Origin of the sequence: Blattabacterium clevelandi, from assembly GCF_003268615.1 — a bacterium.
Lineage (GTDB): Bacteria > Bacteroidota > Bacteroidia > Flavobacteriales > Blattabacteriaceae > Blattabacterium > Blattabacterium clevelandi.
Map to the genome: position 1 here is coordinate 577008 of NZ_CP029844.1, position 12864 is coordinate 589871.

The 12864-nt window shown below is 24.2% G+C and carries 8 protein-coding genes; all 8 read right to left on the reverse strand.

Translation table 11 applies throughout. The annotated features are described in order from the left end of the window. Positions 1-30: 30 nt before the first annotated feature. The 8 genes from DM817_RS02850 to DM817_RS02885 all read right to left on the reverse strand — a co-directional run bounded on the left by DM817_RS02850 (position 31) and on the right by DM817_RS02885 (position 12777). Positions 31-2763: a 2-oxoglutarate dehydrogenase E1 component gene (locus tag DM817_RS02850; protein WP_113738508.1), complete on the reverse strand. Its 2733-nt coding sequence runs from the start codon at positions 2761-2763 to the stop codon at positions 31-33. 55 nt (positions 2764-2818) lie between these two features. Next, positions 2819-5506: an alanine--tRNA ligase gene (alaS, locus tag DM817_RS02855; RefSeq protein ID WP_113738509.1), complete on the reverse strand. Its 2688-nt coding sequence runs from the start codon at positions 5504-5506 to the stop codon at positions 2819-2821. Further along, a complete protein-coding gene (locus DM817_RS02860; protein ID WP_113738510.1) occupies positions 5503-6273 on the reverse strand; it encodes a lysophospholipid acyltransferase family protein in 771 nt (256 codons plus the stop codon). The genes alaS and DM817_RS02860 overlap by 4 nt, the downstream gene beginning before the upstream one ends. Positions 6274-6322: 49 nt before the next feature. Beyond that, positions 6323-9499: a cytochrome c biogenesis protein CcsA gene (gene ccsA, locus DM817_RS02865; protein WP_113738511.1), complete on the reverse strand. Its 3177-nt coding sequence runs from the start codon at positions 9497-9499 to the stop codon at positions 6323-6325. A gap of 120 nt (positions 9500-9619) precedes the next feature. Further along, positions 9620-10390, reverse strand: a complete 771-nt coding sequence (locus DM817_RS02870; RefSeq protein WP_113738512.1) for an MBL fold metallo-hydrolase — start codon at positions 10388-10390, stop codon at positions 9620-9622. 12 nt (positions 10391-10402) lie between these two features. Further along, positions 10403-11395 (reverse strand): recombinase RecA, encoded by a 993-nt coding sequence (recA, locus tag DM817_RS02875; RefSeq protein WP_113738513.1) that lies wholly within the window; start codon positions 11393-11395, stop codon positions 10403-10405. Positions 11396-11462: 67 nt separating this feature from the next. Then, on the reverse strand, positions 11463-12530 hold the full coding sequence (locus tag DM817_RS02880) for a lytic transglycosylase domain-containing protein (RefSeq protein WP_113738514.1): 1068 nt from the start codon (positions 12528-12530) through the stop codon (positions 11463-11465). A gap of 58 nt (positions 12531-12588) precedes the next feature. Continuing rightward, the gene (locus DM817_RS02885) at positions 12589-12777 is read right to left on the reverse strand and encodes a Sec-independent protein translocase subunit TatA/TatB (protein WP_110477768.1); all 189 of its coding nucleotides are present in this window, start codon (positions 12775-12777) and stop codon (positions 12589-12591) included. Positions 12778-12864: the final 87 nt, after the last annotated feature.

The following is a 12864-nucleotide window of genomic DNA, read 5'->3' on the forward strand; positions in this document are numbered from 1 at the left end:
AATTTTAAGTATTATTTTATAATTTTCAAATTATAGAAACGCCTTTTCTAATATTTTATTTTGAATTTTTAAAAAATCTATATAAGATCCTGTAGATGTACTAGAATTTTCCGATGGTGCTATTAAATTAAATGAAAGACTATTTCCTATTTTTCTAAAAATAAAACTCCACAATCCCATATTTTCTGGTTCTTCTTGTACCCAAAAGACTCTTTTTTTATTTTTGTATTTATTAAATAATTCTATAATTTTTTTATTTTTTAAAGGATAAATTTGTTCTATACGAATGATAGATGTTTTTTCATCCTTCATAGATTCTTTTTTCTTTAGTAAATCATAATATATTTTTCCAGAACAAAAAATTAATTTTGTTACTTTATTAATATCTATAACTGAAGTATCGTCCAAAATTTCTTGAAATTTTCCTTCAGAAAGTTCTTCCATTTTTGATATACATTTTGGATGACGAAGTAAACTTTTAGGAGTAAAAACTACAAGTGGTTTTCGAAAATTTAGTTTCATTTGTCTTCTCAAAAGATGATAAAAATTAGCAGGAGTAGTACAGTTAACTAAAAATAAATTATTGTTAGCACAAAGTTGTAAATAACGTTCAATACGTGCAGATGAATGTTCTGGACCTTGCCCTTCGTATCCATGAGGAAGTAGCATTACAATCCCATTTTTAATTTTCCATTTATCCTCTCCAGAGGATATATACTGATCTATAATAATTTGTCCTCCATTTCCAAAATCACCAAATTGAGCTTCCCATAAAGTTAAAGTATAAGGAGATAACATAGCATATCCATATTCAAAACCTAAAACTCCATATTCGGAAAGTGGAGAATTGTAAACTTGAATTTTTCCTTGTCCTAATCGAATATGATTAAGCAAAAAAATATCCTCTTCTTCTTCTGTTTTTACAATGATATGTCGTTGAGAAAAAGTTCCTCTTACCACATCTTCTCCTGATAGACGAATATTAAATCCTTCATCTAAAAGTGTTCCATAGGATAGTAACTCTGCAATACTCCAATCTACTAATTTTTTTTTAACCATTTCTAATCTTTGTTGAAAGATAAATTTCGTTTTTTTAAAAAAAATTTTATCCGTAGGAAGAGTAAAAATTTTATTGGAAATCTCTATAAGCCTTTCAATGGAAAATTGAGTATTGACTTTATTCAAAATTTCATTAGTTTTAGAAGGAAAATTTTTCCATTCTTCTTCTAAAAATGAATTTAAAATATTCCATTTAATAGTTTTTGCTTCATCAAATCCTATATTGAGAATTTTTTCATATTGTTGTTCCATTTTTTGGATTTCAATTGAATTAATGACCCCATCTTTCTCTAATTTTTCTTTATATAAATTATATGAGTTTGTATGTTTGGAAATAACTTTATATAAAGTAGGTTGAGTAAAACGAGGTTCATCTCCTTCATTATGTCCATATTTTCTGTATCCAAGTAAATCTATGAAAATATCTTCATGATAATGCATTCTAAAATCTACCGCAAAATGAATGGCTCGAATAACAGATTCTATATCATCAGCATTAATATGTAAGACTGGAGAAAGAATTACTTTTGCTATATCTGTGCAATAGTGGCTAGAACGTCCTTCTGTATTATTTGTAGTAAATCCAATTTGATTATTAATTACAATGTGAATTGTCCCTCCCGTTTTATAACCTTTTAATTTAGATAATTGTATTACTTCGTATACAATTCCTTGTCCTGATAAAGAGGCATCTCCATGAATAAGAATGGGGACAATTTTTTCTGAATTACTATTTTGATTATAATCAATATCTATTTTAGAACGAGTTAGACCCTCAACAATAGCATTTACTGATTCTAAATGAGATGGATTTGGAACAAGACTTATTTTTATATATTTACCACTGTAAGTTTTTCTAATTTTTGTAAAACCCAAATGATATTTAACATCACCTGAAAATGATTTTTCTTTATATTCTTTATCTTGAAATTCACTGAAAATATGAGAATATTTTTTTTTAAAAAAATTAGAAAGTATGTTTAAACGTCCTCTATGAGACATACCTACGATAAAATATTCGGTCATATATTTATTGGAAGTATAATCTATCATTTCTTCCAATGCAGGTAATATAGATTCATTTCCTTCTATAGAAAATCTTTTTTTCCCTATGAATTTAGTATGAATAAAATTTTCAAAAGAAACTGCTTCATTTAATTTTTTTAAAAAAAATTTTTTCTTTTCTTTGGAAAATTCGAATTTTTCTTTTCGAAACCAATTTTCAATCCATTCTATTTTGTTAGTATCCGATATGTACATATATTCTATACCTATAGAATTACAATAAATACTTTTTAGATGTTGAATAATATTTTTTAAAGTATTTTTTCCAATACCAATTAATTTTCCTGCTTCAAACGAAACATCAAGTTCTTTTTCAGATAATCCAAAATTTTTTAAATCTAAAGATAGTAAATGGTTTTTCCTTTTTTGTATAGGATTTGTTTTAGTAAAAAAATGACCAATTTTTCGATAAGATTGAATCAAGTTATAAACTAAAAATTCTATATGAGATGTGTTAATCACTGGAACATTTAGAACTTGATTATTAGTAGATAGTTGATTCATTTTTTCATGAAAATCAAATCCATAAAAAAAAGCACACCAACTAGGTTCTACTGAATTAGGATTTTCTTTATATTTTTTATAAAGAAATTCGATATTATGGATATCGTTTAGAAAAGAATATCGATGATCATTCATATGCCAATTTTTACCTAAAAAAATTTCTCAAATTTAAACAAATTAAAAAAATTTCTCAAAAAGAAATTCCATCATCATTTTTAAAAAATTTTAAATATTCTTTCGTTTCTTTCAAAACTAAACTTAATCCGTCTATATTTATACCTATTGCCATAGAAAAAAAAGATTTTCCCCAATATTTTCCATGGATATGATCCGCCATTTTACGGATAATTTTATGAGCATGAATATTTTTATTTTTGATAACAGAATCAGAAATCGATATCAAAATCATTATTTTATTGTCTTGTATAAAACTTACCACCATAAATAAATTCGATACTTCATTTCGTAAATCTAAAACAATTTTCTTAACCAGGTTAGTTTTTAATGTTTTATTTTCATTAGAAATATCGCATATATATGTGATAAAAGGTAATTGGATTGCTTTTAATAAAAAATCTTTTTTTAAAATTTTAATTTTCTGTGAATAGCCTTTTTCAATTTCTTGTTTTAATTTTTTATTTTCTATTTGTAAACTAAGAAAACTCTTTATTGGAGATTCCGGATATTTCAGAATTTTTTTTAATGATTTATATTGAAAATGAATAGATTTTAAATATTGAATAGCTTTTTTTGAAGTTATAGCCTTGATCCTTCGTATTCCATACGATATAGAAGATTCTGATAAAATTTCAAAAACTTGAATTAATCCAGTACATTTGACATGTGTTCCAATACATAATTCGGAAGAATCTCCAAACGTGATTACACGTACTTTTTCTTTATATTTTTCATGAAATATTCCTAAACAACCTTTTTTTATTGCTTCTTTTAATGGAAAAGATCTTTTTTCTTCTAAAAAAAGATTAGAAAAAATTAATTCTTGAACTAATTTTTCTATTTTATTTAATTCTTCTGTAGTGATTTTTTTATAATGTGAAAAATCAAAACGTAAATAATCTTCTCTAATAGAAGATCCTTTCTGTTGAATATGTTCCCCAAAAACTTTTTTTAATGCGAAATGTAATAAATGAGTAGCTGTATGATTTTTTTCAATTTCGATTCTTCTATTTTTATTTACTATTGCTTGAAAAAATGAATAAATATTTAAAGGAAGGGTTCGAACAATATGTAAAATAAAAGAATTTTCTTTTATTGTATTTTCAATAATAATTTTATCTATTTTATTTTTTATAAAACCAGTATCCCCTAATTGTCCTCCTCCTTCAGGATAAAAAGGAGTTTTTGAAAAAACTAATTCGTAATAAGAATCTTTTCTTTTTTTTACTGATTGATTTTCTACCTTTCTATATTTTAAAATCATAATTTCATATTCTAAAAAATCATATCCTATAAAATTTTCATTTTCGTACTCAAATTGATTATTATGAATTTTTATCCAATCACTTTTGATGAGTGTATTATTATCTTTTTTAGATTTTTCTTTTTGTTTTAATAATTCTTTTTGAAATGATTTTTCATCTATAGAAAAATCATTTTTTTTAGCCAATATTCTAGATAATTTTATGGGAAATCCATAAGTATCGTACAATTGAAAAATACTTTTTCCATCAATAATTTTTTTATTTTTTTCTTTAGTTTTGATGATTAAATGATGAAATCGTTCATATCCTTTTTCAATTACTCTAAAAAAAGAGGTTTCTTCTTCTTCAATTACATGCTTGATATATTCTTTTTTATTTTCCAATTCAGGAAACAATATTCTCATTTCTCTTACTAAAGATTCCACAATTTTGTAAAGAAAAGGTTTTTTTTTATATAAAAACCGAGTAGCATAAATAATGGATCTTCTTAAAATTCTTCTGATAACATAACCAGCTCCATTATTTGATGGTAATTGACCATCGTAGATAGAAATTACTAGAGCTCTTAAGTGATCTGCTATAATACGTATAGATACATCTTGATAAAATTCTTTTTTATAAATATTTCCTAAAGAATCTTTTATATCTCTAATTATTGGAAAAAATATATCCGTATCATAACTAGATGATTTTCCCTGTAAAACCATACATAATCTTTCTAATCCCATACCTGCATCTACATGTTTTGTAGATAAACTATCTAAGGATCCATCTAATTTTCTAAAAAATTCTATAAAAACTAAATTCCAAATTTCTATCATCTTAGGATGTCCTTTATTAATAAGGTATTTTCCTGGTAATCTATTTTTTTCTTCTTCATTACGAAAATCAATATGAATTTCAGAACAAGGGCCACAAGGTCCTGTAGCACCCATTTCCCAAAAATTTTCTTTTTTTCCAAAAAAAAGGATATTATTTTTACTGGTTAATGAGTTCCAATATTGATATGTTTCTTTATCCATGGATAATCCATCTTTTTCATCTCCAATAAAAATAGATATATAAATATTTTTTTTTGGAATGTTATATTTTTGTATTAATAATTCCCAAGCCCATTCTATAGTTTCTTTTCTAGAATAATCTCCAAAAGACCAGTTTCCTAACATTTCAAACATAGTATGATGATAATTATCATATCCTACATTTTCTAAATCGTTATGTTTACCGGAAACTCTAAGACATCTTTGAATATTAACGATTCTTCGAAATTTAGGTTTTTTATATCCTAGAAAGTAATCTTTGAAAGGATTCATACCGGCATTAATAAAAAAAAGTGTAGGATCGTCTCTTAAATAAATAGGAAAAGAAGGAATTATTTTGTGTTTTTTTTTTTGAAAAAAATCAAGGAAAATATCTCTTACATATTTATATTTCATAATTTAATTTTTTTTCTTTTGTAATATTTAGGAGATTGTTCTATAGAATCCATAATTTTTTCCATAATTATATTCGTAGTATCATTTTTGAAATCCAGTTTAATAGGTTCTTTAAAAATCATTTTTTGTAAAACTCCTTTTTTTTTAATTCTAATTCCTTTTTTATCATAGGCTTTTTGAAATCCATCTATCACAATAGGGACTACAATAGGATTAAATTTTTTGATAACATGAACAATCCCTCTACGTCCAGGAGCAAATTCTTTAGTAGTTCCTTGAGGAAAAGTAATGAGCCATCCGTCATTTAAAGCAGTTCCCATACGAGAAATTTCAGATAGATCTACTGATCTATTTACTTTTTTTTTACCCTCTCTCCATGTTCTTTTTACAGTAATAGCTCCTGAATAAGTAAATAATTTTGTAAGTATTCCTTTATTTATTGTTTCTTTAGCAGCTACATAGTATAGATTAATTTTTGGATTTAAAAGATAAATAGGATTTTTAATCGTATTTATAAATCCATTTTTTACACTACAAAAAACATGAAACATAGCAAAAACATCTGCAAAATATGTTTGATGATTAGATACAAAAAGAACTTTTTTATCAGGAAGATCTTTAATATATTCTGTTCCTTTTAATTTTAATTGATTAAATCCATTATATCGATTGTAAGAAATACAACCAAAGGTGAAAATTAAAAAACGTTTTACGAAATGAAAATTTCCAAACGCATCTCTAAATAGAGTACCCACCTTTTTTTTCAATTTTTTTTTTTTTTTTTATACAAAAAATATATAAAATAAGGAATATTACTTATCTATTTTTTTCCGTAATTTTTTCATTAAATTTATCCGAATAATATGAATAATATGATAAAAGAGAAATGAATCCTAAAATTAGTAAACTATAATAAATCCAATAAGGAATAGAAATAGGCTCTCCTCTAGCATAAGAATGTAATCCAGAAAGATAATAATTCACTCCAAAATAAGTCATAATAATAGAACTTATGGATAATATACTGGAAAAATTAAAAAAAAATAATCCTTTAATTCCTGGTATTAAACGAATATGTAATACAAAAGCATATATCATTATGCTAATGAATGCCCAAGTTTCTTTTGGATCCCAACTCCAATAACGCCCCCAACTACTATTAGCCCAAATAGATCCTAAAAAAGTTCCTATAGTTAATAGAAAAAGTCCTATAGTAAGGCTCATTTCATTAATAATAGTTAATTTATTGATATGTATTTGAATTTTTTTCTTATATTTTTTGTGAGAATTATATTTTAAAAGAATATATAAAAGAAGAACTAAAAATCCTAAAAAGGATCCTGTGAAAAAAAAGCCATAGCTTGATGTGATAATAGCTACATGTATTATCAACCAATGAGATTTTAAAACTGGAACCAAGTTAGTAATTTCTGGATCCATAGTATCACTATGTGCTGCTATAATCAATAAAATTGAGGAAATTAATGCGGTCATTCCTGAAACAAATTGATCTTTATAAAAGATTAAACCTATACCTACCAAACACCAACTAATAAAAATAGAAGACTCATACCCATTACTCCATGGAGCATGACCAGAAATATACCACCTTAAAATTAAACCTAAAGATTCAAAAATAAATAGAACGAATAAAAATGAAATTAAAATTTTATAGATCCAAAATATGTATTTTCTTTCAAAAAAAATTTTTATAAAAGTAATCATAAGAATTATTATTCCAATAACGGAATAAAAAAAAGGTAAAAAGTAAAAAATATTTAATTGATTATAAAAAATTTCTAAATCTATTTTTCTCTTTGAAGGTAAAATAGATTTAGAATTTTTAAATTGATACAATTGTATTTTTTTTATTTCGTTATCAGAAATATTCCAATTTTGTTTTTTTTGTGCATAAAATAAAGATTTAAAATAATTATTTAACATCAATAATCCAATTGGATTTAAACTATTAGTATCTGGAATTATCCAACTAGACCATGTATGATTGATATCGTTGGGAATAGGAAAAATACGTAAGTATTTACCTTGAAAAATTCCATGAAGAATTCCTACACGTTCACTAAGGGCAATAACTGCTTTATCATATTCGGTTCTTTGAATAGGACTTTTAGAAAAAGCATTTTCATAATTTTTTTGTAGATTAAATTTTAATTTTGATGTTTTTGAATCTACAGTATAAAGATCTATCATAGATACATAATCATCTTTATTAGCTTTTGTTTGAATTAAAAATTCAGGTCCTCCTCTTTTATCAACTTTAATAAAAGGAATTTTTGTCCAAAAAATATTATTATGATGTATAGATATAAACCATTGATTAGCATCTAAAATTCCTAAATTACTTTTTTTATGTATCTTCCGAAGAAGGTCTAATGCCATAGTATGTATAGGTTTTATTCTTCCTTTATTATCTTGTACTAATAAATGGCCAAAATTATCTCCATGTTTTTTAGAAATATGAATATTATAGGAAATTTCTTTTAAAGAAATTTTTTTGAATTTTTTTAATTTATGAATATGAGCAAAAATAAAATTGCTGTTAATTAATGAAAAAAAAATAAAAAATATAGAAATTTTAGATAAATTTTTTAATTTTCTTTTAAGGAAACTAAATCTAGTTCCTTTCCAAAATAAAGTAAGAAACATTCCTATACTCATCAAAAAATACCCAAAATAAGAAAAATTAGTACCTAAATAATCGTTATTTACAGAAAAATGAGTCCCTTTTTTATCTGGATCATATCCAGATTGGAAAAATCTATATCCTTTATAATTCAGGACATGGTTCATATAAATCAAATAATTTTTCTTTTTTTCTTTATCTATTAAAGTTATATGACTAATAAAAAAAGATGGAAATTCAGAACCTGGATAATTTTCGACCTTAAACTTATTTAACCTTAAAAAAAAAGGAATATTCAAAAGTATCGATCCATATCCAATAGAAATTTGGTGATTATTAAAAAATATAGGGTCACTCATTTCCATTCTATTTTTTCCTCCTAAAAAAGTGACTAATTTATATTGATTTTGAAACGATATTTTAGCCGTAATAGCGTCTAATAAATTATCCTTTTTTTTATCATCATTACAAGAATTAATATATTCTAATTTTCCTTTTACAATTCCTTCAGGAATTACCCATTGAATTATGTTTTTTTTATTTTCTATTTGATAAAAACTTCTTATTTTTAGAGATGTAGTAGTATTTTTGGATAAAAATGTAATTTTTTTATTGATCATATTCATCCTTTTTCCGAAAAAAGAAGATTTTATATAAAGTTTATCATTTTTTTCAAAAATTTGAATTCCAAAAGGAATATCCTTATTAAAAGAAAATAAAAATCCATTTATTTTTATTATTTTTCCGTTTTTAAGGAAATTTTCCATTCTTCCTTGTTTATTATTTGAAACTATTTTTATAATTTTTTCTTCCGTATTTCTTTTCGAAATAAAAACTTTTGCACATGGAATATATTTTATAATATTTATTTTCAATAAATTACCTTCAAAAAAAAAATTTCCTTTATATCCATTATGAAAAGAAGATAAAATATAAGGATCATTATAAACCATTGTATTGATCCCTCTATGTATTTTCAATTTTATATAATTTTTTCTAGAACTAATTTTTCCATTAGTTTCTCCTTCTCTTAAAGACATCATTCCTTCAAAACTATAGTATCTAGAAATCATCCCTCCAATAAAAATAAATACAAATGATATATGAAAAATTAATAAAGGAAATTTTTTTTTATTCCAAAGTTTATATTTCCATATATTTCCTATTAAATTTATTACAATGAGAATAATCATGGTTTCAAACCAAGTAGATTCATAAATATATATCTTTGCTATATCTGTAGAATATTTCTTTTCTAAGAAAGTTGCTATTGCCATAGAAAGGGCTAAAAATAAAAATAAAACAGAAGTAATTTTTGTGGAAAAAAGAAAATTTTTTAACGTTCGCATACTGATATCTATTGAATATTTTTTGTCAAAAAAAAATTATAATATAGTTATAATGTCTGAACTTTGATTTCTCTAAATTAGATATACATCATAGATGTATAAAAGAAAGATTGTTGAAAATTATATAGTTATATTCAATTCATCATGAGCTAAATAAACATTTTTAGGTAATTGAATCTGAATTTTATCGTGAAATCCAAAAAAGGGACTTATATGTGTAAAATAAGTTTTTTTAGGTCCAATTTTTTGGATCATTTCCAATGATTCGGATAATGTAAAATGAGATGGATTTTTTGTTTTTTTTCTTAATATATTTAAAACTAAAATATTCAACCCCATTAATTTTTTCATGGTATGAATAGGGATACTACTTGCATCTGTTATATAGGCAAAATTTTCTATACGAAATCCTAAAATAGGAAGTTTTCCATGCCATATGTCTAAAGGAATTATTTTCAAATAATCTATTACGAAAGAATCCATATAATCATCCAATTCATAGATAGAAATTTTGGAAGTATTTGAATTTTTATTTTTTGAAAAAATATAGTAAAATCTTTTTTTTAAATTTTCTAATACACGATGTAATCCATAAACTGGAATTGTTTTTTTCATTTTAAAATTAATAGGTCTGATTTCGTCTAATCCTCCTATATGATCATGATGTTCATGGGTAATAAAAATAGCATCCAGTTTTTCATGATGACTTCTTAACATTTGATAACGAAAATCAGGGCTACAATCTATCAAAAAGGATTTGTTATCCTTTTCAATAAGAATAGAACTTCGAAGTCTTTTATCTTTTCGATTATTTGATAAACATACTGGATGCTTGGATCCAATAATAGGAACTCCCTGTGAGGTACCAGTTCCTAAAAAAGTAATTTTCATATATTATTTTTATTATTTAAAATGCTGATTAATTATATTTTTTTGCATTTCATTTATAATATTTTTTTTTTCTTTTAAAAATTCTTTTACGGAATCTCTTCCTTGACCTAATTTCATATCTCCATAATTAAACCAAGATCCATTTTTTTTAATAATCCCTAAATTAACTCCTATATCCAGAATTTCTCCTATTTTTGAAATACCTTCTCCATACATAATATCAAATTCAGCGGTTTTAAAAGGGGGAGAAAGTTTATTTTTTACCACTTTTACTTTTGTTCTATTTCCTAAAATATTTTCTCCATTTTTAATTTGATTTCCTTTTCGAATATCCAAACGTATAGAAGAATAAAATTTTAAAGCATGACCTCCTGTAGTTACTTCAGGATTACCATAAACTCCAATTTTTTCTCTTAATTGATTAATAAATATAAGTATACTCTTCGATTTTCCTATACTAGAAGTTAGCTTTCTCAAAGCTTGTGACATCAATCTTGCTTGTAGTCCTATTTTAGACTCTCCCATTTCTCCTTCAATTTCACTTTTTGGAGTTAAAGCTGCTACTGAATCTACTACTATCATATCAATGATCTTTGATCTTATTAAATTATCCACTATTTCAAGAGCTTGTTCTCCATTATCTGGTTGAGAAATAATTAATTCTTTGATATCTACACCAATTTTTTTAGCATAAACACAATCAAAAGCGTGTTCTGCATCGATAAATCCTGCAAATCCACCTATTTTTTGTGATTGACTAATAGCATGTAATGCTAAAGTGGTTTTTCCAGAAGATTCTGGTCCAAATATTTCTATAATACGACCTTTAGGAAATCCTTTTATACCTAATGCTATATCTAAACTAAGAGATCCAGAAGAAATAATTTCTAAATTTTCTATATGTGTATCTCCCATCCGCATGACTGTACCTTTACCATAGATTTTATCCATTTTATCTAATACAAGTCTTAAAGATCTTTTTTTTTGTTCAAATTTTTCGTTCATAATCTTGTAAGTCAAATGGTATTCGATATAAAAAGTTTATCCATTCATTTCATTATTAATTATTATTTTATTTTTCTTTTAAAATAGAAATTTTACCTTTTGGTAATCTTAAAAAATATTTATCTCCATTTTCAGGAGTAATAATATCTACAAGATATTGTGGATTTAAAAACATTAAATCTTTATAGGAAATATTTAATTCGGAAGAAAAACTCTTCAAAGAAATTTTTTCTTTTATTGGAACTAATACGGTATCATTAAATTTAATACGAAAATGAGAATATAAGGGTTGTTGGATATTATGTTCTTTATAATAATTCATGACATAATTAATAGCAATGAATTTTGGAATATAATTTTTGGTTTCTTTCGGGAAAAAATTCCATAAACTCCAAAAATCTTTTTTATTATGAAGTCGTATTATTTTATCTATGGTACTTGGTCCAGCATTATAGGCAGCTAGAACTAATTCCCAATTTCCTATTTTTTTATATAAATATTTAAAATATCGACAAGCAGCTTCTGTAGATTTAAATGGATCATTTCTTTCATCATAAATATTATTAATATGGAGATTGTATATTTTTCCAGTTTCAGGCATAAATTGCCAAATTCCTTGAGCTCCAGATTTAGATGTAATGGTAGGATTTAAATTAGATTCTATAATAGCTATATATTTTAATTCTTTTGGTATACGATATTTTTCTAATTTTTCCTCAAACATAGGAAAATAAAAATTAGATAAGGAAATAATTTTTCCTATATATTTTCCCATACGAAGATAGCTTTCTATAGATGCATGTATAATGGTATTATATTTAAGTATTTTTATTTGAGATTTTTGATTTAGATTATTGATTCTAGATTTTAATTCATTTGCATCTATATTTGTAATAATAAGAGTTTTTTTATTTTGTAAGTAATTTTTTTTTCCAAAAAAATATTTTTTTTTAATTCCAAATATTTTTTTCCATAAATTATCTATATATATATGATTGATATCAAATTTTTGAATAGGTATACTTTTATTATAATTTATTTTACTTTTCTGTTCAATCAATGATTTTGATACAGATTGTATAATCAGGCTTTTTAATATGAGCATAAAAAAAATAATATTTCTTATCTTTTTCATTCATTAATTATTAGTTAAAAAAAAGTGCTAATAAAAAAACAGAAAATGAAAGAAATTTCTATTTTTCTTCTGTAGAATTTTCGTTTTCAGAAGCTTTTTTGAACTCTTTTAACCCTGTTCCTAATCCTCTCATTAATTCTGGTATCTTTTTACCACCGAAAAGTAAAAGTGCAAGAATAACAATAACCACAATTTCCGTGGTTCCGAATGTTCCAAGTAATATAAAAAAAATAAAAAATAAATCCATTGAATGGAAATTTTACTCAAATATAAAAAAAATTATGAATTTTTCATTTAATATGAAATTTTTACTTCAAAGTATTTTTTAAATTTT

What these genes read in the sequence shown, in the direction of transcription:
- ccsA (WP_113738511.1), bottom strand. Translation starts at nt 9,499, where the DNA reads ATGCGAACGTTAAAAAATTTTCTTTTTTCCACAAAAATTACTTCTGTT.
- DM817_RS02870 (WP_113738512.1), bottom strand. Translation starts at nt 10,390, where the DNA reads ATGAAAATTACTTTTTTAGGAACTGGTACCTCACAGGGAGTTCCTATT.
- DM817_RS02850 (WP_113738508.1), bottom strand. Translation starts at nt 2,763, where the DNA reads ATGAATGATCATCGATATTCTTTTCTAAACGATATCCATAATATCGAA.
- alaS (WP_113738509.1), bottom strand. Translation starts at nt 5,506, where the DNA reads ATGAAATATAAATATGTAAGAGATATTTTCCTTGATTTTTTTCAAAAA.
- DM817_RS02880 (WP_113738514.1), bottom strand. Translation starts at nt 12,530, where the DNA reads ATGAAAAAGATAAGAAATATTATTTTTTTTATGCTCATATTAAAAAGC.
- DM817_RS02885 (WP_110477768.1), bottom strand. Translation starts at nt 12,777, where the DNA reads ATGGATTTATTTTTTATTTTTTTTATATTACTTGGAACATTCGGAACC.
- recA (WP_113738513.1), bottom strand. Translation starts at nt 11,395, where the DNA reads ATGAACGAAAAATTTGAACAAAAAAAAAGATCTTTAAGACTTGTATTA.